The following is a 23,188-nucleotide window of genomic DNA, read 5'->3' on the forward strand; positions in this document are numbered from 1 at the left end:
GACGGCTGGCAACGATGACGACAGCGATGGCGTCAACAATGACCAGGAGAAGTCCGACGGTACTGATCCTCACAAGTCCGACACCGATGGCGACGGCCTGAATGATGGCGAGGAGAAGTCTGAAGGGACGAATCCAAAGAACCCAGATACTGATGGTGATGGTGTCAACGATTCTGACGATCCGTACCCAACTGATCCGACAATCTCTGACAAGACGACCGATACTGATAGCGACGGTGTTCCGGATGCCCAGGAGAAGTCCGACGGCACTGACCCGAAGAAGTCCGACACCGATGGCGACGGGCTGAATGATGGTGAGGAGAAGTCTGAAGGGACGAATCCGAAGAACCCAGATACTGACGGTGATGGTGTCAACGACGGCGACGAGAAGTCCGATGGTACCGATCCGAAGAACCCAGACACTGACGGCGACGGGCTGAATGATGGTGAAGAGAAGTCTGAAGGGACCGATCCGAAGAACCCAGATACCGATGGCGATGGGTTGAATGACTCTGAAGACCCAGATCCGAAGACGGCTGGCAACGATGACGACAGCGATGGCGTCAACAATGACCAGGAGAAGTCCGACGGTACTGATCCTCACAAGTCCGACACCGATGGCGACGGCCTGAATGATGGCGAGGAGAAGTCTGAAGGGACGAATCCAAAGAACCCAGATACTGATGGTGATGGTGTCAACGATTCTGACGATCCGTACCCAACTGATCCGACAATCTCTGACAAGACGACCGATACCGATAGCGACGGTGTTCCGGATGCCCAGGAGAAGTCCGACGGTACTGACCCGAAGAAGTCCGACACCGATGGCGACGGGTTGAATGATGGCCAGGAGAAGTCTGAAGGGACGAATCCAAAGAACCCGGATACTGATGGCGATGGCGTCGGCGACGGTCAGGAGAAGACGGATGGCACCAACCCGCTTGATCCAAACTCTGTCAATAACGGTGGTAAGGATGCAGACGGGGACGGGCTGACCAATGATCAGGAGAAGTCTGCGGGCACTAACCCAAGTGATGCTGATACCGACGGTGATGGGCTGAACGATGGTCAGGAAGTCAAAAACGGTACCGACCCTAACAAGCCTGATACAGATGGCGATGGCCTAAGCGATGGCGATGAGGCAACGATTGGCACCAATCCGCAGTCAGCTGATACTGATGGTGATGGCTTCGGCGACCTTGATGAACTCAAGGCTGGTTCCGATCCGCTTGACCCGAAGAGCACACCGGCTTCTGCGAAGTCCCAGACGCCATCGAATCTGACCGCTAACAACGACGGGACGACGACGACGACGGTCTCTGGCGGTGGGACACCGGGTGCAACAGTTACGGTCAAGGACGCTAAAGGCAACAAGCTTGGCGAAGGCACTGTTGGTGCTGACGGTAAGTTCACTGTCTCCGTTCCTGATACAGCTGTAAAGCCGGGCGATATTCTGGCTGTTACCCAGACTGCTAAGGGTGGTAAAGAAAGCGCGCCAGCCTACATTCAGGCTCCGGCCGCTAACGAATCCGCCATTGGTACTGAAGGCAAGCCGTCCACGCTGGGTGGTAGCCAAGGTGGTACCACTGTTCAGACTTCAAATGAGAGTGCACCACAAGGTGGCAGCTTCTCAACTGGGTCTGGCAACAGTACGCTGCCGAAGACCGGTGACGAAAGCAATGCTGCATTCGCAGCCGCTGGGACGATTGTTCTCGGCCTGGTTGGTCTGATGGGTGCTGCCGGGATGAAGAAGCGTCGCGAAGACTAATTGAATTAGCCGAGCGATTCAACCAAATTCCATGAGTAAAAGGGAAGCGACAGCTTAGGCTGCCGCTTCTTTTTGTAGGGTGTGCAGGGCTGGCGAACTTAGACCGATGCCCAGCATAGGCCGGTGCTTTGCCTGCATCGCAGGTGAAGTGCCGGGCGTAGCAGGGCGCTCAGCCGTTCCCAGACCGGCGCCCAACTCGGTCCGGCGCCGCGATGATCGGCAATGCGGCGCGATCAACCAAAATGCGAGCGCACTGACGCGGCGATTACCGCATGAGTGCGCTCGTTTTGGTATCACCGCCGCTACTCGCTGCCCAGCGTCAGCCACTTCAGGAACTGCTGGTGGCGCATGGTCGGCGAATTGTAGAGCGCCGGGTCATTGTCCAGAAAGTGGTCGTCGGAAATGGGATTGGCGACCTGCATCGCGGTGCCGGGGGTGTGCAGGATCAGCTGGCGGACCTCATTGGTCGGGTCGTCGCGCATCTGCTTGATCAACGCCGTCCACAGCTTCTTTTGTTCGCTGAGCTGGTGGGTCACGTTGCGCGGTGTCTTGCCGTTTGCCTTGGTGATCTCGCGCCACTGGGCCTGGTAGGCCGCAAATGTCAGGATGCCGGACGCAAACCGGTTATCCAGTCCTTCCGCGATGTGCAGCAGGCCCGGCGTCTGGCCTTCTGTCCGCCACCACAGCGCCAGGGCAAAAATCTCCTTGCGCACCGCGGCGGCCTTTTTGGCGTTATCAGCGGAGAGGATGATGAACGGTTGGGGCGTCCCTTGCATGTGGATAGCTTCCTTCAGGCGCGCCGTCGATTCGGCGAAGCTGCGGTCGAAGGGCAGGTAATACTGGCGATTCTGGGGCGTGCTGGCCATGCGGTCGGCCTGCCGCAACACCGCGTCGCTGGGGTTATCCACATCCGGGTCGGCGGCGGTCAGGACGTACTGGACCAGGTCCAGCGTGCCGAAGCGGCCGTCTTGCGTCAGGATCGTCGCGGTCTGGCCGCTGGCGATATTGCCTTCAAGGTAGTAATTAGTCATGGTTTATCCTCCTCATAATCAAGCCAGTCTTGTTGTGATTGCACGAGGTCGGGGGCCGGGTGCGGCAGCATCGCCGCGGGGCGGCCGGCACGCAGCCATTCCTGCCGGAAGCGGTGCAGCGGCGCCAGCAGGCCGGCCCGCCGCGTCGGGGTCAGCGTCTGGGGCTTGCTGACCGTGGGCTCCCGCGTTTCGAGGGCAAAAAGGCTCCGCGTGGCCCCTTGCCCCGCGTGCCGCTTTGGCCTTGGGTGCGTGAAGCGCGGCTGCAGCGCTTGCGTGCGGGCCACGTTCCGCGGCGCATGGAGCAGGTACAGTGTGCGGCTGGCTTTGAGCAGCGCAGGCAGGGCTTGCCTTCGCACGGTGAGCTGCTTGTCATGCATGCGGGCCAGCAGCTTGAGCCAGCTGGGCCCCTCGCGGCCGAAGATGCGATTTTCCTGAATCTGGAGGGTGTTCAGGCCGATCTCGCCCTGCCGGTACGCCTCTTGCCACTGCGCGGCGCGGCCGAGCTGCTCATCTCGCCGCAGCAGGCCCGTGCGAAAAGGCCGCAGTCCGTTGCGATCGAGCGTCAGGATCTGGCTGCGCAGCTTCCTGACGGCGGGCTGTTGCCGGGCCTTCGCAACGTTGACCGCGACAGGCTGGCCCGTCGCCTTGAGTCGTTCGCCTAATGTCCAGACCGTTTTCTGCCTGGCGACCAACTGCGTGAATTCGACGGCGATCGGTTCGCTCGGCACGGCCAACGGTTGACCGCGCGCGTTCCAGAAGTGATCGGCGAAGATGATGATGAGGGGAGTGAGCACAATATCACCGCCAGGATCGATGGTAAAACGGGTATAGCCGTTCATGACCCAGCCCTCGATGGTGAGCAGGTTGCCTTGACTGACCAAGGTAAGGACCTCCTTTGATGATTTTGGCGTCATTGTAGACGCAAATACAGCAAAAAGAAAATAATATGCTTGAGTAATGATTAACAAGACTGTCCGGAAATAAATTTGGCTTGCCCAAGCGACAAAACCTTTCTCAACCACGCAATACTTTGTGATTTAAAAAGCAAAAGAATTGCGTAAAAGCGAGTAGAAGTGGTTGTTAGCGATTGCAACTGGTGTTATTCTGGTTGCGGATGATGGGAGGGCGAGGAAGGAACAACCTCACCAGAAACACCCGGAAACTACCTGGCTTGTCCGACCCGCACGATGGGGTTGACCAGGCATGCTGAGCCTTCCGATCGGTTTGGCGATGAAGACCATGTGCGTAGCATGGGGTCCTTTCAGGACGCATGGCAGGATACCTGTTACCATTCCTAACTGAATACAGCGAACCTTGGCGGCGACGTCATGGCGGTAGCAGTCCCGGGAAACCGGGAAATACAAATCCCCCGGGGAAGACCCCGAGGGTCGGGACACCATTTCGCAAGGGATGGTGCCCTTCGTATGCACTGATTCGAACGGAGACGCGAAACGGCCAGCTTTCCTGGAAATTTCAGGAAAGCTGGCCGTTTTTTGCGGTAGACATACTGCGGACTATTCGGCTGCGCGGGTGCCGCGCTGGCAGTCGCTACCCGTGCGGTTGGCACCTACCGCGTATACACCGCGCCCCGGCTGATCTCGGCGCCGGCGGCCAGCGGGTAGTAGCTGACCTGAATCACGTACAGGCGGCCTTCCTCGCACAGGATGCCCACCGGCTCGACGCTGGCCTGACCGCGGCCGCCCTTCAGGTAGACGAGCTCGTCCAGACTGCTGAGGCGGGCTTTTGCGCCCAGCACCTTCAGGGCGGCGTTGACCTGCGCGACGGTCAGCAGGTGGGGGTGGTGCTTGCGATGCGGCGGCCCAAACACCCAATTCTCAAACGGCGTGCCAATCAGAGCAGCCTTTTGCGTCGCGTAGTGCCTCTGGCGGTAAGTCACCCCCTGCTTCAGGCGGCCGCGGTCGCTGACCCACGGACTGAGGATGGTTTCGGGCCGGAACTGCGGCGCTGAGAGCCGGCCGGCTTGGCCCTGGATCGAGACGGCGGTGGCGGTTTCGTGCCAGACCTGGTGGTTTTGCTTGAGGACGGTGGCGGTGTGGGCACGGACGGCTGAGTGGTCCGCATTTTGGCACCCGGCGAGCAGCAGGACAGTCGCCAGCAGCGCGAGAAAAACGGAGATTTTTCGCATAGCGATGCTCCTTGGTTTTTGCTCAGTATACGCCCGGCGGAAAGGCGGGGGCTAAACGGTCGGCAGGGATTGGCAAAATCTTAAGCAGCTATCAGTGGCGGTGAACGCCCGGTTGGTGCGAGGGGGCGAGCGGCCCACCAAAAAGGCCTGGTACAGCGCGACGTGCCGTCATCCTAAGCTTCGTGTTCCGGCTTAAATCAGGGGAAATATAATTTGCCAATAACTTGTTAACAGGATATTCTAATTGTGGCTTTACAGGAACGGATTTTTTGGCAAGCTGGTCGGCGCACCGTGAAAGGCGGCTTCGCATGAGAACACTCAGTACGCATTCTTGGCTGGTTCGGACCTTGGTCGTGATCGATGCATTCCTGATTCTTCTGTCGTTTGGGGCCATGATCGCGCATTATCAAGGCATCGCGTTATGGCTGATTCAAGGCGCGACGATCATGGTGATCGCGACTGGCGCGCTGCGGCGGCACCGCGATTAACGAGGGGCAACTCATTTTGTAGGGGGAATCGCGATGAAAAAATGGGCGTATCGCTTTATTTTTGGCTTGCCGGTGCTCAGCGGCGAGGCCCTGACCCACGCAGACGCCGTGCTGGGGTGGCCACGATTGCTGGTGCCGTTGGTCATTTTGCTCGGTTTCTGTGTGGCCCCGTTCGTGGTCCCACTCAGGATGCTTCATGTCGGCACCGATGTCATTGTGTGGCTGGGCCTCTACGTGCTGTTGCTGGCCTGGTTTCTGCGCGAAAGGCGCGTGGGCGACATTAACGAGCGGTTTCCGGACGCCGCCCTGCCTGCGCTCAAGAAAATGGTTCAACGCTGGAGCTGCTGGTTCGGGGGCGGCGCCGCAGTCATCATCTGGCTGGTCCTGGCGGTCGCCCAGTACCGTGAGTATGGCCTGACTCACTTCTGGGCGAACGGGGTAGTGGACACGCTCTTCAACATGGCCTGGCAGATCGCGGCCATTGCCTGGTTTCTCGAGCACGAGTGGCGCGTGGCCCTGCAATCGCGCCTGATCTCGGATCGCCCGCTCTACACGTCTGAGCCTGACAGCGGCAAGTAGCCGCAGCTTGCCGCAGCGGGATTGCTGAATATTGAACCGCGGCGGCTAGAGTGTATCAGGGCCGCGGTCAGTGGTGAGAAGGCGGGGGCGGCATGGAAATTAGCCGCGGTTTACTGTACGCGTTAGCTAGCGGTGCCGCGCTCTATTCAGGCTATGTCGTTAACTGGAAGAAAGAGCGGAGTCAGCGGCCGCTAGTGTTTGGGATCATTGCGGTCGTGCTCGTCATGATTATTTTGCTTGTGGACGGTTATCTTTAGGGACTCGGGATGGGTTGTTCAGACGAATCATATTGGGGCTGTCTAGCCCTTGGCATCGAGGACGTCACCTTGGCGCAAGGTGGCGCCTTTTTTGAGACGTCAAAATGCCGCTGCTTAACTCGAAATCGAGTCAACCGGCTTGCAGCGAAGCAGAGAGACGCAACTCGCACAAGCGCAAAGAAGTTTTACATTGCCGCCAATAGCGCCTTTGACCAAGACATTTGGCAGAGTTTTAAGCCCATTTCTGATACGCTGAAGTTGGAGGAAGCATGATGAAACTAGAAGAACAATTACGCTATCAGCGAAAACAGCTGCATTTAAGCCAGGAGAGTCTAGCCCAAGAATTACATGTGACCCGTCAGACAATTTCAAACTGGGAGAATGGTAAAAGTCTCCCAGATATATACAGCCTGATTGCAATCAGTAACATTTTTGGCGTCTCCCTGGACGATTTGATTAAAGGAGATACGGCCATGCAAAAGCATCTTGACGTCGAGCACGAAATTACGCCTTGGTTTCTCTCAGGAACAATATTTTGTAGTTTCTACACGGTTTTGAATAACGGCCCTTTAGGATCGGCGCTAGATCCGCGGCTGCGAATGATGCTGGTGATCGGTCAGTTACTATTTAGCATCTTTCTGCTCTGCAAAGGCCGTCGATATTCTCACTCCTTCATCGAGCACAAAACTGATGGCACTAAAGTGATCGGTGACCGTTTTGCCGCTTGGCTCATGTATTACGCAGTTGCCCTTCAGTGCATTCTTACAGTCATTTTTGGCGCATTGACAATTTCTGACTAGTTGGTGAGCTTGGCGTAGTATTTGAATCATCAAAAACGGCGGCCATTAGACGGCCGCCGTTAGTCTAAATCACTCTGTATTTCTAGGTAATAGGTAATTCATCCTTAGCCCTATAAGAAGCTAATCTGGTACAGCTGAAGCAGCGCAAAGGCGACTAAGGCGATGCCGTCGAAGCTAAGCAGCCGCCACTCACCAAATGTGATCACAGGCAGGGTTTGCATGCTATCACGCTTGCGCCAGGCGTACGCAAGCCTAGCGCAGATTAAAGCAATGACCAACAGCAACGCCGGATCCATAAACTTTCCAGACGCCCGATAATTTTTGCATACATTGCTTTACAAAGTACCTGGCCGCATTTATACTTTGTGTTGCAAGGTAGGAGGCGAAGCCATGGCCAAGATTGAAACTCAGATGCTCAAGGGGACGCTGGACAACGCAATTCTGATGATTATTGCTCAGGGCGAAACCTATGGGTATGCCTTGCTGCAGCAGCTCCAAGACGCCGGGTTTGGCGTGATTCCCGAGGGGACAGTTTATCCACTGCTGCTGAAAATGCAGCGAAACGGGCTAATCGTCGCTCATCGGCACGCGATTGCGACGGGCCCCGATCGAAAGTACTACCGGATTACGGCCGCAGGCGAGGCGCATCTTCAGGCGTTTTTGCCGCAGTGGAAACAGTTAACGACGGCGATGAATAGGCTGATTGCCGGGCAGGAGGGGTGACCATGGATCTATTTACGGAGAACGACGAACGGCTTAAGCAGTTGCACGGATTGAACAAGATGTATGCGGAGACGCTGATTGGCTATCTGCGCGCTTATCGAGGTAAGGACGCCCTCGCCCGGGAAGACACGATTGAGGATCTGCTGACGGACATGGTGGCTGCGCAAGCCGATGGCATCACGAGCAAGGACCATTTTGGTAAAGACCCGCAAGCGGCCGCCGATGAAATCCTTAGCGAACTGCCACGGGCCCCCAAAGCGCAATGGCTACTACTGTATTGGCCACTGGTTAATAGTTTATGGGACTTGGTCTTTGTCTTTGGAATCTCGCTGCTGCTCACTGGGGAAACGGTGAATGTCAACACGCTGCTGGGGTGGCTAGTACTGCCAGTATTCTTCATTGCAGTGGCGCCGTTGTTCCGGGGGCTGGGGTTCAACCACATTCAGCGGAAAACCAAGTGGCGGGCGAGCATTGCGCTTGTTTTGATCATTGCCTTTTACGCCGTTTTGTTTGCCATACCTGATATGCCAGCCCTCAAGATGAGTGTTTTGCAGACGGGTAGCGGGGTTGCCGTTGCGATTCTGGTGGTCTGCAACTTGGTAATGAGTTTTTCACTGCGGCGCCTCGCCCTACCGTGGCTGCTTTACTGGTTGATTGTTGGGCCAAGTGCTTTGGCGCTGCTTGGCGGGGGATTGCCTCTCGGTTTAGCGGTCGTGCTGCTACTGGTCTTCATGGTGGCCGGCGCGGCGCTGAACATGTACCAGTCAACGCACTTGCACTTTGTCTTTCAGGCGCAAGGCGGTAAGCGCTCACAGGCAGACCGGTAGGGGGATGACGCGATGAAGCGGATGACGATGTATATTGTCGAGTTGACTCTCGCTTTATTGAGTCTGATGGCCATTAGCGTTCTTATCAATCACTTCTTCGGCAGCGGTTACTTTAGTGTTTCCTATATCACTTCGCTCATAGTCGTTGTGAATGCTAGTAGCCACAGCAACAGACAGCGGGCCAAACACTTAACTCAGATGTTGGCGCTTGCTGACCAATTGGGTTATGGCCCGGCCGACTTGAAGCAGCTGGAACCGCGATATGGCGTCATCGATTGGCAGTTGTCCCACCCGGAAAAAATGCAATTCTATCCCAGTGATACGCTGGTCAAGAAGTTGACTAAGCAATTCGAGACGGAGCTTTTCGCTGAAAGGCCTGGAGTTCATACTTTATTGCAACGAGGTAGCCACCAGGACTGGGACTAAAAGAGCTAACCCTAAGCAGGATGAAAAGACCGATCGGATTACGGAGGAGCCTCATGAAAAAGCTGACCATTGGCATCTATGCGACCGGCGGCATCGTTATCTGTTTGTTAGCATTAATCGAGTTTGGGCTAAACAATGACAGAACGAACAAACAAGTCATGATGCTTGTTGGCCTCCTCATTTTGGGACTGATGTATGTTGGGGCTGCGGTGGGGACGGCGTTCAGCAAAAGCCAACAGCACCCAGCAGTGACTAACGCCAAGGCGCGGCCGAGACTCGTCTGGGCACTCACAGCATTGGCTTTGTTACTGGCGAGCGTGATGATCGGCTGGGGCCTGTCCTTGCACCCAGTCCAGCTACACGATGTCGCGATCGCAGTGGTATTGCTGACTGTTCCCATCGCAAACTGTGTAGACGCGTTTGTTGTGACGCGGCACGCCTAATCGACAAGCAGGGGCAGGAAGAAGCATGGTTCTAAAAGTGAAGGCGAACACGTTTCTAGGAAGGCTCTGCGGATTTCCAATCCGCAGGGCCTTTCTCATTTGACTGACAACACGGACTAGAATTTTAGTTCTGATTAGGCGTTGTGGCACTAGATTTGAGTCTCATGTGAACGCGGAGAGAGGATCAAATACGGATTCGATTGCTGCCGTTCAGGGTGAAAGCGGTATAACAACGAGCGAATACTGAATATTTCTTTTGATTATATTGTTATTAGCCAGATCCGGTGCTATATTTAGCTCACCACATCACAGCTTCAAAGGGGGGGCAGGGACAATGGCGATTGCGTCTAATCACGCCGAGCAAACTGCGGCCCACAACCGGTACTACCGCGCGACCGGCTTCACGTCGATCAAGGCGTTCTTTGGTAACTATGTGAATTTCAAAGGCCGGTCCAGCCGGAGCGAATACTGGGGTCCCGCATTACTGATTGCGGGCGTTCTCAGCGTCGTTGGGACGACCTTGATCGTGTCGCTGATCGGTAGTATCGGTGATCCAATGAATGACCTCAACCTGAGTCAGTTATTTCACGGAGTCGCAGGTCTGCTGACAATCCTATTGCTCGTGGTCATTGCCTTGCCGAGCACCGCGCTGATCATCCGCCGTTCGCGTGACGCTGGGGTGCCATGGTGGTGCTATCTTGTCATCCTGGGGCTGAATTTGGCATCATTCTTCATCCCATCAGCTTCACTTCTTACCGACGTGGCTTCTTTAACGATAGTGAGTTTGACGCTGCTGCTGATCTTAGCCCTCAAGCCTTCGCGGCCGCTGCCGCCCGCGACTCTTGCACCCGCAACTGGGACGACGAGCGGCCGTGGTCATCCTGATCACCCCTATATCCAATACTGAAGGCTGATTTGGCCAAGTCGGATGAGAGGGCGATTTAGTTTCCAAGGAGGGAAAATTTTCGTGAAAGCAAAACCGTTTGAGTACTGTCTTTGGGGCGTTAGCGCCTTGGCGGTTGCGTTCGCCGTTGCAGTCTTATTAATTCCAGCCGATCAGTTCCACATGGTCTTGAGCTTACGCAATGGCCGCGATGTTAACCCTGGCAAGTGGCTGGTTGTATTGCCAATCATTGTTATCGGGCTGAATTTACAATCGCTTCGGGAGCGGCGCAAAGATCAATCCTTAAAGGACGAGTGGAAGCTGCTGATCGTGGAGGTCATTCTGATGGGGTTATGCGTCTTCGAACAGGTGACTGGATAAGCGCACAGGAATCAGCGTCATCCGGGTGGTTTGCCAGCATCAAACGCGGGCCAGCATCAAACCCAAGGCGCGGCCTGATGCATGGAGCAGTCGCCTTTGGATGATGACTGGGGTGCTACTTTTCTTCCTGTGCCCTGAAACATTCATCCGGAGTGGGTTTGCTGCCGTGTCATCGTCAAATTGCTGAGAGGTTAGCTTAAGGGATTAACGGAGGCGAGACGCATGGGAAACTCGTACTACGGTGCTAGCGGCTGGCGGGCGATCAAGGCCTTTTTTGCCAACACCGGGAACTTCACGGGCCGCAGTTCGCGCAAGGAGTACTGGTGGTGGCAACTGGTGGCGCTTCTGGTGCTGGTGGTGGTCGGCGGCGGACTGGTGCTGGCAATGTTCGGCTCGCTGGCGGCGCTGAAAAGCGGGAATACCGGCGACATGCACGGGGGGCAAGTCGTCGCGCTGATCACTTTTCTGCTGCTGGGTTTTATTGCGTTTGCGGCGACCCTGGTGCCGGGATTAGCACTGGGCATGCGGCGCTTTCGTGACGCTGGGGTCCCGGGCTGGCTCTCGGTGCTCATGAATTTGCTGATTATCCTGTCGCGATTTACGCCGGCGGCCGTCGGTGATCAGGGGATGGTGGTGATCAACTGGGCAACTCTTGCGCTGATCCTGATCGAGGCGGTGATCTGCTGCCTGCCGAGCCGGCGAGGCGTGTTGCTCACCACCCGCGGCATCAATATAAAATGGTTCCAGCAGGGCCAGATGCTTTTCGAGCTGCTCATGCTGGTGGGCGTGGTGTTCGTCATCTTGGCGGGGCACCTGCAGTTTTTGCTCGTCATCGTGGCGCTTCAGATGTGCGGGACGTCGTTAAGCGTGATGACGAATCGCGCGCTGCGGGAGCGGGCCAGCAAGTTGTGGGCGTGGGCCGATGCGCAGGGCCTGGACGCCGCGGCCTTGCAGCAGCGCACCGGCCTCTACACGGTTGAGCAGTGGGAGGACAGCCGCCCGGCGCACTTAAAGTTCGTGCCCGCGCGCAGTGTGGTCGACCAGCTGGTGGGCGATGTTTCGGCGCGCGCCGCGGGTTAACAGCGGGTGGGGAAAATTGGGGCAGCGTCTCATTCAGAATGTTGAATGAGACGTTTTTGATTGGTAGCAAACCAGCATCTGCAATGAAGAAGTAGAAATCAAAATCGGGTGACGGTCGTTCTCGGTTGATGAGACGATCGGTTGCTGAGTGGTCACGTCTACTGATATTAAGCGGGGCAAAAAAGCCGCTGAAATCTGCGAGTCTCAGCGGTTGTAATACTGCATATTATCTTTTAATCCGAGGTCGTTCTATCAGGGAATGACGGGCTGCCAGTCACCTGGTTTTTGTGGTAAGCGTTCGTCGGCTGCCCAGACAGGGCCCGCTGTTAAATGTGCACACCGTCTCCCTGGAGAAACCCGATCTGTGCGAGCTGAATGAGCACAAACCCAACCAGGGCGAGCCCGACAAAGCTGAGCAGGCGCCACTCGCCGAACGTGATCATCGGGAGGGTTTGCATGCCATCCCGCTTGCGCCAGGAGTGGGCGCGCCAGTCGCAGATCAAAGCGATGACCAACAGCAGTGCTGGCTCAAGCAGCAGGCCAGTCCGGCTGCTCCAACTATCGGCGACGCCCGCCCCGTTGAAGTGTGTGACCACTAGTTTGGGCGCGATGACCATCAGAAAGAGCGTAAACACAAGCATGGCCGCGACTGCGCCATAGTCGAGCATTCGGAAGTGTTTCATCACGAGTCCCCTTTCATCAGGAGAAGTATAAGCGCGGCAAGGTGCCGCTGCAATAACAATATCGTAAGGCCGAAAGCGCATGATAGGTGCTCGGGGATTTGATCTCCTTGAGTCTCATCATTCTCAGCCCAGATCGATAAACTCGGGCAATGCAGGCTGCATTGCCAGCACCCCTAGGCGGGCGATGATTACTTGCAAATAAACCGGCTAGTTAGCTTTACAACCTAGCCGGCAGGTGATACACTCCCGGTAGTTAGTAAAACAAACTAGGAGGCATGTTGATGAAACAGACGCAGCTGCTCAAGGGTGTCTTAGACGGATGCGTCCTGGCGATCCTGGCCAAGCACGAAAGCTACGGGTATGAGATTATGCAGGCGCTGCATCGTTATGGGTTCGAGTCGATTGTTGGCGGCACGTTGTATCCGCTGCTCGCTAAGCTGGAGAAGCAGGGGGATGTGACCGGCACCATCAAGCCATCTCCAGACGGGCCGGACCGCAAATATTTGACGTTGACGGCGCAAGGGGCAGCGAGTCTAGCCGAGTTTCGGCAGCAATGGGCCCAGATTGGCGCGCAAGTCGCCGCAGTGATGGGGGATAAGCAGAATGAGTGATGAAGTGACCCGACTTGATCAAATGATCAATAATCTGACTTCAGCCGACCGCGCGTGGTTCGTGAAGTTTGCCATGTACATGCGCATCTACGGCTGGGTCCGCGATCAGGCGGCGGTCAGTAATGAACTGATGGCCATGGCCCAGGACCTACGCGACGCCGAGCAAGATGAACAGGATGCGGCAGGTTACTTTGGCCATTCACCACGGACAATGGCCCAGGCCATCCTGCGCCAATTACCGCTGATTGATTGGGGCACGCGCTTGAAATGGTTCTTCGCGCTTGCGAGTGTTGCGTGGTTATTACTTTTGATGTTCGCCGCCGGCCGCAGTGCCGTGATGCAGCTGAGCATCTTCAATTTTTCATTGTGATTGCCTGTCTGGGCGTGGGAGAAGTCGGGGTGCTCGCCCTGTTTGCAAAAGTGGTCTACACGCAGCACCCCCGCTGGCTGGCGGCTGGGTTCGCCAGCCTGATGCTGATATGTGGCTGCTTAGCAGGGGCGGCTTTGAGGTGGGGACCCGACTGGCTCAGCCTGACGCTACCGACCCCGTGGGGCTTTGCGGTCATTGGCGGCAGTCTCGTGCTGATCATCGGCGGCCTGATGGCGCTGGGGATCCTGCTCTTGAGGTGGCTGTATAATCCGGGCGGCCTATTGATCATCCTGCTGCTCGGCGTTGCACTGTTTAGGCGTTACTGGCTCAACACGGCCACCAGCATGACGCAGCACCAAGCAGGGTGGATCCTTCTTATCTTTGGTGGCGGCTATTTGATCTACATCGGCTGGCAGCTGGTTTCGCTGAAACGGTTGCGCCGGCTTAAGCATCACCGATAGTCGCATTCGGCGAGCCGCGGCTTAGGGGCCGAAAGGCAGAACAAGAAAGGGGCATAAGGCTTGACCATCATCGACTTAATCAGACATGGCGAACCCGACACATCGATCCATGATGACTGCGCGCGCCCTTTAACGTTACTTGGTCGCCAGCAGGCGCAGCAGCTCGCCAGGCAGCTGCATGACACGCCGTACACCGCAATCTATTCGAGCCCACTGTTGCGGGCCGTTGAGACCATCACGCCGTTAGCCTCCGCTCATTGCTTGACGGTCATTCGCGATCATCGCCTTGTTGAGCGCAAAATGCCGAATTGGTTTGCCACCGAAGCTGAGTTTTCAGGGTCCGTCGCTCACCAGTGGGAGGATTTACGTTATTGCCGCGGCGGCGGTGAATCAATTCAGGCAGCTCAATCTCGTTATTTGGCCTTTATGCAGGAATTACCAGCGAACGCCTGGGTCGCCGCTGGGGCACATGGGACGGCGATGAGCAGTGTCGTCGAAGCAGCGACGCCGGGAGCGGGATTCAGGTTTTGGAAGCAATTGCGCGATGCAGAGGGCCTGCGAGTGACCATGCACAGCGGCGCCATCACCCAACTGGCTGCCTTTCGCTCAAAATAACTGACGAAGCGCCGCGGACAACCGGTCCGCGGCGCTTCTGCGTGTTCTTCCCAGGCCCCCATGCCCCACAGCCGCTGTGGATCCGGTCCACAGGCGCCCCCGGATTCAGTTTAAGTGCGGCCAGTGCGGATTGGAGCACATGACTAAGCACCAGCCCCGGATTTTGTCCTGCAGGTTGAACCGCGTTTCCCTTGGCGCACCAGCTGCCGCGTCCCCATCTTACTTTTCCTTCTTTTCGTCGATCAAAATCGTGCCGGCTGGCGGGTTTTGATCCAAGGCGCCGACGATGGGGTGCGGCTGGTATGGCGCCTCCAGTGCGTTGATGTCGGCTTCGTCGAGTTTGATCTGCTGGGCGGCCGCCGCCTCGCGGAGGTGCCTTTCCTTGGTGGCGCCAACGATCGGCCCGGCGGCTGACGGCAGCTGGCAAGTCGATCGTCGTGAACACCGTCAATCCCGGGCCGATGATCGAAACTGGCTTGGCCAAAAACAAGGCGCGGTTTACGCCGGAGATGATGGCGCAGGTGGCAGATTTACTCAGCACGGCACAAGCGTCAGGCACGATGATTAAAAATCTAATGCTAGATGACAAGTTTGCCAAGGGGCCGGCCAGGTATTTTGACCGCAGCAGTGACAAGCCGGTGCAGTCATCGCCAATGTCCTATGACCAGCAGATTCAACGTGAGCTTTGGGCCTTCAGCATGAAGGCTGTGGGTTTGGCTAAGTAGGTCACACAAATTGTGCCAAGTAAAATCTCCTCTTGGCTAGCGACTGGTACGTCACTGGCAGGGAGGAGGTTTTGCTTTTGGCGCAAGGCCTTTCCGAACCCGCCAAGAGGTCATAATCGCGTTCAGGCCATTAAAATAATTTTGGGAAAACACTATGCGCACGCATATAAACGTGCTATACTCATTCTGCGGTGAAAGTTCGCCACTTTTGGTAAGTAAATTGGCAAAACGATAAGGTCGGGTATCTGCCGGCCAAAATTTTTAGCCAACACTATGCACGCGCATATAAATTAAACGAACTTCTGGAGGGTTTACGATGAAACTGATTACCGTTGAAGAACACTATGATACAGAGCGCAACATCAAGGAATTCAATCAGTACTCGGCAGTGAAAAACAACAATCCGCGTCAGGGCCAACTGCGTCCGGACCTGGTGGACTTCGGCAACAAGGTCGCTTACATGGATCAGAACGGGATCGATATGCAGGTGATCTCCGACGCAGGGAATTCCCCCCAAGTCCTGCCTGATCAGTACGCGGTGGATGGCGCCCACGCCCAAAACGAGACCCTAGCAGAGAACATTAGTCAGTACCCAGACCGGTTTGCCGGGTTGGCCACCCTGCCGGCCAACACGCCGGATGAAGCGGCCAAAGAACTCGAATACGCCGTCACCAACCTGGGCATGAAGGGCGGCATCATTTCTGGCAGCGTCAATGGTCAGTTCTTGGATGATCCTCGCTTTGAGCCGATCTTCGCGGCCGCAGACCAGCTAGGGACCACACTTTATTTACATCCAGGCGTCATCACGAACGATCAAAAGTCAATGCTGTACGACAGCAAGGCTTACAGCGCGCTTGGCGCGACCATGATGGCCGGCGCCATGTGGGGCTGGCACATGGAGCAGGGCATTCAGCTGATGCGGATCATTACCGCTGGCATCTTGGAAAAATACCCACACGTTAAGATTGCGTCCGGGCACTGGGGTGAGTTTGTGCCGATGTTCCTGGAACGCATCGATGGCTTCAGTCCAATCATCACGGCTCTCCCGCTGAAGTTCTCGGATTACTACAGGCGTCAGGTTTACCTGTCACCATCCGGCATGTTTACCGCACCGCAGATGCAGCTGGTGCTGACAGAGATGGGCGCCGATCACGTCATGTGGTCAGAAGATTTTCCTTATGTTCAATCCGGCCTTGAAACCCGTCAGTTTCTGGAACAGGCAGACGTTACCGCCGCTCAGCGTGAAGCGATTGCCCACGGCACCGCCGAAACAGTGTTTAACTTAAACTAAGCTTGCACGTCAAAAAGGAGAAATATTATGACAAAAATTGGTATTATTGGTGCGACGGGTCACGTCGGCCAGGCCATCATGAAGGAAGCACTTGACCGTGGTGCTCAGGTCACCGCGATTGTTCGCAGTGCGGACAAGGCCAAAGCCCTGTTTGGCGAGCAAGCCGCGATCCTCACTAAAGACGCCATGGCACTGACGCGAGCCGACTTGGCAGGCTTTGATGTGATCGTCGACGCTTTTGCTTCGGTCAAGCCGTATGAACACGTTGATTTAGCCACCCGCCTGATCAGCCTTTTCCGTGAGGATCAAACAACTCAATTGTTCTTCGTGATCGGCGCCTCAACGCTGATTAAGCCAGACGGCAGCACATTGCTCGCCGACACGATGAAGCGCTTTGCCGGCGAGCCTTGGCTTGCGGGGATGATTGAGCAAAACCGGGAATTTAAATTTTTACAGTTAGTCGATGACGTGAACTGGACGGCAATTACACCATCCACTGATTTCACCGATGGACCGAAAACGGCATATCGGGTCGGTGGCAGCCGCATCATCAACAGCGCCGCCGGCAAAAATGAGGTTTCAGTGGCTAACTTTGCCGCGGCTTTGCTTGACGAAAGCGAGCAGCCCAAGCATGTTCGGACTCAGTTTTCGGTTGTCGATGCCTAGGGGGGACATCATGATTCCAGACAAGAACGATCAGACCATCATCAAACAGCTCCACGTAGCGTCAAACATCGCGCTGCGCGTGCTTGATTTGCGCCTGAAACCGCTGGGGGTAACCAGTAGCCAGTACTTTTTCGTGCTGAAACTGCACGATGATCCGGGCGTGACGCAGGATCAGTTGGTGCGCGCGGACAGCCGCCACCAAAGTAATGTCAATCGCGAAATCGCCCGGCTGGTCAACCTGGGACTGGTGGATAAGCGTCAGTCTGCCACTGATGGCAGAAGGTACGAGTTGCGGCTGACCAAGGCTGGTGAAGCCTTGTATCCCAAGGTCAAAGCCGCGCTGGACGCTGAGGAAAAAGCACTTAGCGAGTGCCTCACCGCGGCAGCCGGCCGCGTCACTCAGCAGGATTTTCTGGCGGTGTTGCACCAAATTGCGCAATTAGATAAGTAAATCATTGACGCGGAAGCAGGAAACAGGTTCCGGCATTAATAAGAGGAAATTGATCACCGATGCGCTAACGGTCATTATCGACAGGATGATGGCTAGGTGACCGTCCGTTTTTATCAAGCCTTGCGCTCGAACCCGAGGGCCAAGTGGATAATGCCAGTGGCAAGCAACCAACAAGTGACAATTACCATTAGGCCTTGCAGCCAGGGCAAGGAGATAATGCCACTCGTGCTACTTGAGGCCCCCACAATCACCCAATAAATATTGGTATAGGCGCTAGGCAGGTATGCCGCCCAGCTGAATCCACGGCTAGCAGCCCAAAGGCCACTTTGTTGCCCGAACACAATGGCTAATAATAGCAGCAAGCTCAATACGAAGCTGGCATGCCATATCTGAAGCAAGTAGGCAAACGCGGTGAAGAGCAGGATGAAAGCCCCCAAGAACAAGAATTCTTGCACTAACAAAGAGCCGGCAGTGAAGAGCTGGCTTTGTTGGGTGGCGGTATCTTGCTCGATCAGAAAAGGATTTTTCAAGCTCCCAAAGCCGTGCGGAAGACTGAGCAGAACGAGGCTTAAGAGCCCGCCGATGACAAGCGCGAGAAGCAGTCCGCCAGTTAGTACCACCTGCTGATTCAAGGCCACCTGGTGCTGATTCAGCGGCAGCAGGGCCGTGAAGTCATCGTGGTGGTGCGCCTTAAACAAACTGCTGAAGTAGGCCGCAGCCAGCGCAACCACCGTCAACAGCGCCACATTCATCATGCCAGGCAAGCCTGCTTCGACAAACCGGTTAACCGCCGGCGCGGCTTTTTCAAGCGTCGCGTAATAAGGCAGATGGTGCTTGGCCAGGTAGCGGACCCGCTGACTATCATGCGAATACTCAGCAAAGTTGCTCGGGATTTTAGTCGCATAGGCCCCCAATGCTGCTGCATAGGCAATCCGATCACCGTTGCGGGCGGCGTTCATAATTGTGTGCACATACCGCTGTTCTTTTTTGGCCAACTGCACCGCTGCCGGATCAGCGTTTTGCTTGATGGTCTGCTTGTCGGTTGCCAAAGCCTGCTGGTAAGTCTCGCTATCATTGGTGAGAACCTCACGAGCGGACTGGGTTGGGCTCTTATAGTTACTCTGCCAAATCCCGCCAATGACACAAGCGGCAACCAGCAATGGTAAGACCCAAAACAAACGGTTTTTAAACAGAAGGCACCATTCGTATTGCTGCTGCTTCATCATCTTCATGTGGATTCCCCCTTAAAGCCGTTGCCGGCGCTGCACAATCACCTCAGCCAAGCCCATTGCCGCAATGCCCCAACCGGCAAGCACCAACGAGCCGAGACCAGGGGCGAGACTGCTGGTGGCCGCCACAGGCAAAAGCGTTGCACTACAATTCAGGTACGTTGTCGGACTAAAGGGCCACTGTAGAATTGATGGCCCAATCACGACGACGGCTAGCAGTCCCACCAGCGTGATCAGAAGGTTGCTGGTGAACGGCTGGATCAGTGCACTGATACCGGTCAAGAAAACGATGATTGCCAGCATTGTGACACCGTAAAGGACAACCAAATGAGCGGCTGACATCGTGTGGACACGCACGCCATCTAAGGTGTAGGCAAACGGGTATTGCCACCCGCCGCTGGGAGCGATTGTGGTATCAATCAGTGCAGCAGCCCCAAAGACTACCCCAAAACTGGTAAGGCTTAACCCAAGGTAGGCAGCCAGCTTGTTGAAAAGAATCACCGTCTTATTGACTGGAACTAATGCGACAAAATCTCGCACGACGAGGCGCTTATCAGTAATAATTGAAGATCCAACCCAAATGGCCAGGCATGCCAGCAGCCACGTCAACGGGATCCCGGCCAGCAGATCACGGGCATACAACAATCCACCCGGCGCTTTGGTCGCATTCAGCGGTACCTCGGCGCGCCTTTGTTGGTCCAATTTGCTCAGGGTCGCAGCCTCCAGCCGCGCGTCCAGTAATGTCACCGGCTGCTTGTCCACATCGGTGAAATTCCGGCCGCGGACAATCTGGCCGACTAAGTATTTTTGAAAAAGCGCGCGCTGGTGCGTGATGCTCCGCGGCGACCGATCGTACAAGATTGCATCGATCACCGGATCTAGTCGGTTGACCTCTGCCTGCAAGGCTTGTTTGCTCGGGCTTCCGGCCGGTACGCGTTCCGGGTGCTTTTGCCACTTTACAATTAAGGCCTGGTCGTCGCCGCGCCACTTAATGTAGTTCTGCTGCTCCTGCTGCCAGTCGCCAGGTTTAGCTGAGCCAATTCGCAGAAAGTTGGGCCACAATAAGCACAGCAGCAGGGCGCAGGCAAAACCCAGCCACGCCTTAGATTTCAACAAAAGCAGCCATTCAAACCGGCTACTCCGCGCAATCAAAATAACTCCTCCGGCACGCCAAACAGTTCATCATACTTGGCCTGTAGGTCGATGGCTGCCGTCTGGTAGCTCGTCACCTGACCATCCTTAAGGAAGATGACCCGCTCTGCCATTGTCGTGACGTTGCCTAGCTGGTGGGAAGACATCAGAATACTTTTGCCCTGATCCCGCAAACGCGAAAAAATGTGAGTAAACAGCTCAATGCTAGTCGGATCCAGACCGTTGAGCGGTTCATCGAACAGCAGGAGGTCAGCCCCAGAAATTAAGTAGGCGCCCAGCAAGACATGTTGGCGCATCCCAAGTGAAAAAGTCGAGATGCGCTTATTGTGATAACGCTCCATTCGTAGTGCCTTCAGGACCTGGTCGACTGAGAGTTCGCCACCCCACATGGCTTTGACGTAGCTGAGCAACTCAACCGGGGTCAACACCTCATAGAGGCGCTGTGAATCTTCAAGGAAAAACAAATGCTTAAGAAAGACCTGCCGTTGGCTTTGCGAATCATTTCCCAGCAACGTGACTTGGCCCCTCTTGGGACGCAATAAACCGGTGATGTTACGCAACAGCGTGCTTTTTCCGGTCCCATTCGGCGCGACCAGTCCCACAATTTCGCCAGCATCAATGGACAGATCTATGTCCTTTAGAATCGACTGCCTGCCATAATCAAAGGAAAGCCCTTTTACTGTTAGCATATTCTCCCTCCGCCCAAGGAAATATTCAAATTTTAGCTAATAGTACAGCAAATAGTCGATCAAATCTACATAAACAGGTGCACGCTTACATATCTGTTGATACGATAGACAGGATCAGATTGTTGTCCATATAAGGAATTCGAATCCGGCATTGTGGTGGTCTGACTCTTTCACATAAACATTACTAGACTCGGAGGCGGCGGGGATTGCACAAATTTTGCCTCTCAAATTCTGCTTGCGGGCGGTGCTGACATGGAATACCCTGACTCAGGGTGGTATTACTACAACGCAGTAGCATACAGTCCAACATGGATTAATGCAGGACTGTTTGCTGACTACTGGGCTGGTAGAGCGGTTAGAACTGGTCAATCGCTAAACTTGGATGGACTTATTTCTGAGGTTAAAGAAGGAGACTTCATTGGCTTTCTCAAGCCAGATTCGTATGAGTATAGTCACTGGGCATATGTGAGTAAAAAAGCTAGTGGCAGGGCATACATCACTGAGCACGATAAAAAGCCGACACCTTGTGAGTGTCGACTTTTTGCGGCGCTACGATATTTGGAGTTGAAAGGCATCTTGCCTGGAAACCCCTTTTTATATACCATTTTTATGTCTGAACACACATAGAAGTAATGCTACCCAATGCATCGTCTTGGCATGAAAAGTAAGATACACGAGACCAAGCGAAACAAAGCACCAAAAGACAGGGGGTCTGTAAAATTGGAAGTTGAATTTGATTTTCACCGTAGGTGCCTCCATTGTTGTAGTCGTAGCTCCATACGCGGATTATATACCTCGTTTACCATTACAGCAGCTACCATTGTCATCCGTTCCTCACTGTATCTTCAATCTGATCCTGCTGATTTCCGTGATGGCAGTGATACTCTACCCGGTGTACCTACTAGTTGCCGCGTCAGTCGTGACGCACAAGCAGTAAAGGTAGCATCTTAAGGAAATAGAGGCGGCCCCGTCAATTCTGACTGGTCGTCTTTATTCGTTTCAAATTGAGACGACAAAAAAGGAAACTAGAATTTTGGTGTTAATACTAATAACGCCAGAGATTCTAGACTTCTTTCTGGTGGGACAGTGCGTTGATTGATAGTTTAGGGACCTATACTCAGATCACTAAGCACGACGACATTAGCAAAATGAGACTGATTCTTCCACTAATTATTGGTAGCCAAGACTTTTACGTAAATTGCAAGAACAAGTTAGCCACCTAGATTGGGCGGGTTCGCGACGAACTGTTATCTATAGTATTGATTGGCTAGCCGCTGCCGCCTTGGCGGCGCGGCGCCGGACTCGTTTGCATTCAGCATTGAAGACTTCATTGGTGGTCCGATTGTCTTGGTTGCGTCGTGGCAGTTGGTTGATCTTATCTTCGACCTCGGCCAAAGCGGCGGGGCTCACAGTATCTAGTGACTGGCCCTTAGGAAAGTCTCTGCGTACCATCTTGTTATAAACCTCACTGGTGCCGCGCTCGCTGGAACGATATGGATGCGCGTAGTAGACAGTTGCCACGCCGTTCAGTACTGATTCAAGCTCAGTAAACTCGGAGCCTTTGTCTGCCGTAATGGTCTTAATGATGTCTCCATATTCACTGATGATACCGCGCATCGCGTAGTTCACCGAATCAGCATCACGGCCGTCAATCAAGCGCATAAATGGGAAGCGGGACTTACGCTCAATCAAAGACATAATGACACTCTCTTGGCCGTTGCGCTTGCCTACGATCGTGTCGAGTTCAGAGTGACCAAACTCACTTCGGCTCTCGACTCGCTTAGGCCGCTCATCAATACTTCTACCTTGAAGCATGCGCTTGTAGGTCGTATTGGCATTCCGTTTTGTACGCCGGCTGGTTTGCTCAAGCAGATCAATGTTCTTGATCTCCAGTAGCTGCGCCTCGATATAGCTGTAGAGCGTAGCCGTGCAGACCATTTCAGCTGATTGGTAGAGCTTGTCGTGCTTCGCTTGCGCAACGACCGCATCAGGAGACCATCCTTCCTGTTTGAAGCGTGCAATGAAGTAAGCAATGAAGTCTGCTACCTGAGTAAGCTTGAGTGGGCGGTGGCAACGGCACGGATTCTCAACGTATCGCGCCTGTGCGGGCTCAGGGCTATACATACGAGAGTACTGGCGTTGACCATTAGCCTTCTTGACCTGATAAATCTCACCACGAGCAAGCGCATTAGCCACCGTTTGACGACGAACGCCGATCACCCTTTGCGATTGCACGATTAGACTTCTTCTCAGCATGTAAGGCGGCAATTTGACCCGCGTTCCACTGCATTATGATGGTGGCCCTTTGGACGAAACATGGTAGGCTTTTCTTGCATGACGGATTTACAATGCAAGTGCAACAAATTAGCTAAATAGAAAGACTCATAGCCTGAGTCCTTGTAAAATGGAATCA

Annotated in this window: 28 protein-coding genes and 1 pseudogene; 21 read left to right on the forward strand and 8 right to left on the reverse strand. The window is 54.8% G+C overall.

Features of this window, described 5'->3' with window-relative positions; genetic code table 11:
* On the forward strand, positions 1 to 1,768 hold a 1,768-nt coding region (locus EKM85_RS10710), incomplete at its 5' end, for an Ig-like domain-containing protein (protein WP_125586774.1).
* A 302-nt stretch (positions 1,769 to 2,070) separates the two neighbouring features.
* Here the strand turns inward: EKM85_RS10710 and EKM85_RS10715 are convergent.
* The 3 genes from EKM85_RS10715 to EKM85_RS10725 all read right to left on the reverse strand — a co-directional run bounded on the left by EKM85_RS10715 (position 2,071) and on the right by EKM85_RS10725 (position 4,945).
* Positions 2,071 to 2,799 (reverse strand): hypothetical protein, encoded by a 729-nt coding sequence (locus tag EKM85_RS10715; RefSeq protein WP_125586776.1) that lies wholly within the window; start codon positions 2,797 to 2,799, stop codon positions 2,071 to 2,073.
* Positions 2,796 to 3,713, reverse strand: a complete 918-nt coding sequence (locus EKM85_RS10720) for a hypothetical protein (protein ID WP_125586778.1) — start codon at positions 3,711 to 3,713, stop codon at positions 2,796 to 2,798. The genes EKM85_RS10715 and EKM85_RS10720 overlap by 4 nt, the downstream gene beginning before the upstream one ends.
* Positions 3,714 to 4,366: 653 nt before the next feature.
* A complete protein-coding gene (locus EKM85_RS10725) occupies positions 4,367 to 4,945 on the reverse strand; it encodes a hypothetical protein (RefSeq protein ID WP_125586780.1) in 579 nt (192 codons plus the stop codon).
* A gap of 308 nt (positions 4,946 to 5,253) precedes the next feature.
* On the opposite strand from EKM85_RS10725, the gene EKM85_RS10730 reads away from it, so the two are divergent.
* From EKM85_RS10730 to EKM85_RS10775, 11 genes are all read left to right on the forward strand, one after another.
* Positions 5,254 to 5,433, forward strand: coding sequence for a hypothetical protein (locus tag EKM85_RS10730; protein ID WP_125586782.1), 180 nt, complete (start codon positions 5,254 to 5,256; stop codon positions 5,431 to 5,433).
* A 33-nt stretch (positions 5,434 to 5,466) separates the two neighbouring features.
* Positions 5,467 to 6,012, forward strand: a complete 546-nt coding sequence (locus EKM85_RS10735; RefSeq protein ID WP_125586784.1) for a hypothetical protein — start codon at positions 5,467 to 5,469, stop codon at positions 6,010 to 6,012.
* Positions 6,013 to 6,104: 92 nt separating this feature from the next.
* Complete coding sequence (locus EKM85_RS11535; RefSeq protein WP_164510756.1) at positions 6,105 to 6,269, forward strand: hypothetical protein; 165 nt, start codon at positions 6,105 to 6,107, stop codon at positions 6,267 to 6,269.
* A gap of 272 nt (positions 6,270 to 6,541) precedes the next feature.
* Positions 6,542 to 7,069, forward strand: coding sequence for a helix-turn-helix transcriptional regulator (locus EKM85_RS10740; RefSeq protein ID WP_125586785.1), 528 nt, complete (start codon positions 6,542 to 6,544; stop codon positions 7,067 to 7,069).
* A 390-nt stretch (positions 7,070 to 7,459) separates the two neighbouring features.
* On the forward strand, positions 7,460 to 7,792 hold the full coding sequence (locus tag EKM85_RS10745) for a PadR family transcriptional regulator (protein WP_125586787.1): 333 nt from the start codon (positions 7,460 to 7,462) through the stop codon (positions 7,790 to 7,792).
* A gap of 2 nt (positions 7,793 to 7,794) precedes the next feature.
* On the forward strand, positions 7,795 to 8,619 hold the full coding sequence (locus EKM85_RS10750) for a DUF1129 domain-containing protein (RefSeq protein WP_125586789.1): 825 nt from the start codon (positions 7,795 to 7,797) through the stop codon (positions 8,617 to 8,619).
* Between the two features lie 12 nt (positions 8,620 to 8,631).
* A complete protein-coding gene (locus EKM85_RS10755; protein WP_125586791.1) occupies positions 8,632 to 9,045 on the forward strand; it encodes a hypothetical protein in 414 nt (137 codons plus the stop codon).
* A 53-nt stretch (positions 9,046 to 9,098) separates the two neighbouring features.
* Positions 9,099 to 9,488, forward strand: a complete 390-nt coding sequence (locus EKM85_RS10760) for a hypothetical protein (RefSeq protein ID WP_125586793.1) — start codon at positions 9,099 to 9,101, stop codon at positions 9,486 to 9,488.
* Between the two features lie 334 nt (positions 9,489 to 9,822).
* Positions 9,823 to 10,395, forward strand: a complete 573-nt coding sequence (locus EKM85_RS10765; protein WP_125586795.1) for a DUF805 domain-containing protein — start codon at positions 9,823 to 9,825, stop codon at positions 10,393 to 10,395.
* 60 nt (positions 10,396 to 10,455) lie between these two features.
* The gene (locus EKM85_RS10770) at positions 10,456 to 10,752 is read left to right on the forward strand and encodes a hypothetical protein (RefSeq protein WP_125586797.1); all 297 of its coding nucleotides are present in this window, start codon (positions 10,456 to 10,458) and stop codon (positions 10,750 to 10,752) included.
* Between the two features lie 222 nt (positions 10,753 to 10,974).
* Positions 10,975 to 11,832, forward strand: a complete 858-nt coding sequence (locus tag EKM85_RS10775; RefSeq protein WP_125586799.1) for a DUF805 domain-containing protein — start codon at positions 10,975 to 10,977, stop codon at positions 11,830 to 11,832.
* Positions 11,833 to 12,158: 326 nt separating this feature from the next.
* Here the strand turns inward: EKM85_RS10775 and EKM85_RS10780 are convergent, their stop codons facing one another.
* Positions 12,159 to 12,515, reverse strand: coding sequence for a DUF1648 domain-containing protein (locus tag EKM85_RS10780; RefSeq protein ID WP_164510757.1), 357 nt, complete (start codon positions 12,513 to 12,515; stop codon positions 12,159 to 12,161).
* A gap of 281 nt (positions 12,516 to 12,796) precedes the next feature.
* Between EKM85_RS10780 and EKM85_RS10785 the strand changes: the two genes are divergently transcribed.
* The 8 genes from EKM85_RS10785 to EKM85_RS10820 all read left to right on the forward strand — a co-directional run bounded on the left by EKM85_RS10785 (position 12,797) and on the right by EKM85_RS10820 (position 17,705).
* The gene (locus tag EKM85_RS10785; protein WP_125586803.1) at positions 12,797 to 13,126 is read left to right on the forward strand and encodes a PadR family transcriptional regulator; all 330 of its coding nucleotides are present in this window, start codon (positions 12,797 to 12,799) and stop codon (positions 13,124 to 13,126) included.
* Positions 13,119 to 13,496, forward strand: coding sequence for a hypothetical protein (locus EKM85_RS10790; protein ID WP_125586805.1), 378 nt, complete (start codon positions 13,119 to 13,121; stop codon positions 13,494 to 13,496). The genes EKM85_RS10785 and EKM85_RS10790 overlap by 8 nt, the downstream gene beginning before the upstream one ends.
* A gap of 29 nt (positions 13,497 to 13,525) precedes the next feature.
* Positions 13,526 to 13,957, forward strand: a complete 432-nt coding sequence (locus EKM85_RS10795) for a hypothetical protein (protein ID WP_125586807.1) — start codon at positions 13,526 to 13,528, stop codon at positions 13,955 to 13,957.
* A 60-nt stretch (positions 13,958 to 14,017) separates the two neighbouring features.
* Complete coding sequence (locus EKM85_RS10800) at positions 14,018 to 14,572, forward strand: histidine phosphatase family protein (RefSeq protein WP_125586809.1); 555 nt, start codon at positions 14,018 to 14,020, stop codon at positions 14,570 to 14,572.
* A 437-nt stretch (positions 14,573 to 15,009) separates the two neighbouring features.
* Positions 15,010 to 15,297, forward strand: a complete 288-nt coding sequence (locus EKM85_RS10805) for a Rossmann-fold NAD(P)-binding domain-containing protein (protein WP_125586810.1) — start codon at positions 15,010 to 15,012, stop codon at positions 15,295 to 15,297.
* 316 nt (positions 15,298 to 15,613) lie between these two features.
* On the forward strand, positions 15,614 to 16,588 hold the full coding sequence (locus tag EKM85_RS10810; RefSeq protein WP_125586812.1) for an amidohydrolase family protein: 975 nt from the start codon (positions 15,614 to 15,616) through the stop codon (positions 16,586 to 16,588).
* A gap of 27 nt (positions 16,589 to 16,615) precedes the next feature.
* Positions 16,616 to 17,254, forward strand: a complete 639-nt coding sequence (locus EKM85_RS10815; RefSeq protein WP_125586814.1) for an NAD(P)-dependent oxidoreductase — start codon at positions 16,616 to 16,618, stop codon at positions 17,252 to 17,254.
* A 10-nt stretch (positions 17,255 to 17,264) separates the two neighbouring features.
* Positions 17,265 to 17,705, forward strand: a complete 441-nt coding sequence (locus tag EKM85_RS10820; protein WP_164510758.1) for a MarR family winged helix-turn-helix transcriptional regulator — start codon at positions 17,265 to 17,267, stop codon at positions 17,703 to 17,705.
* A 113-nt stretch (positions 17,706 to 17,818) separates the two neighbouring features.
* Here EKM85_RS10820 and EKM85_RS10825 read toward each other — a convergent pair whose 3' ends face one another.
* From EKM85_RS10825 to EKM85_RS10835, 3 genes are read right to left on the reverse strand one after another with little or no spacing between them, the layout of a single operon-like run.
* On the reverse strand, positions 17,819 to 18,937 hold the full coding sequence (locus EKM85_RS10825) for a hypothetical protein (protein WP_125586819.1): 1,119 nt from the start codon (positions 18,935 to 18,937) through the stop codon (positions 17,819 to 17,821).
* 12 nt (positions 18,938 to 18,949) lie between these two features.
* Positions 18,950 to 20,086 carry a hypothetical protein gene (locus tag EKM85_RS10830; RefSeq protein ID WP_164510759.1) on the reverse strand — a complete coding sequence of 379 codons (1,137 nt, stop codon included), beginning with the start codon at positions 20,084 to 20,086 and terminating at the stop codon, positions 18,950 to 18,952.
* Positions 20,083 to 20,775: an ABC transporter ATP-binding protein gene (locus EKM85_RS10835; RefSeq protein WP_125586823.1), complete on the reverse strand. Its 693-nt coding sequence runs from the start codon at positions 20,773 to 20,775 to the stop codon at positions 20,083 to 20,085. The genes EKM85_RS10830 and EKM85_RS10835 overlap by 4 nt, the downstream gene beginning before the upstream one ends.
* A gap of 180 nt (positions 20,776 to 20,955) precedes the next feature.
* On the opposite strand from EKM85_RS10835, the gene EKM85_RS10840 reads away from it, so the two are divergent.
* A complete protein-coding gene (locus tag EKM85_RS10840; protein WP_225418989.1) occupies positions 20,956 to 21,402 on the forward strand; it encodes an amidase domain-containing protein in 447 nt (148 codons plus the stop codon).
* Positions 21,403 to 22,026: 624 nt separating this feature from the next.
* Here EKM85_RS10840 and EKM85_RS10845 read toward each other — a convergent pair.
* Positions 22,027 to 23,111, reverse strand: a pseudogene (locus tag EKM85_RS10845) (IS30 family transposase).
* Positions 23,112 to 23,188: the final 77 nt, after the last annotated feature.

This window comes from Lacticaseibacillus jixianensis (assembly GCF_003946485.1).
Lineage (GTDB): Bacteria > Bacillota > Bacilli > Lactobacillales > Lactobacillaceae > Lacticaseibacillus > Lacticaseibacillus jixianensis.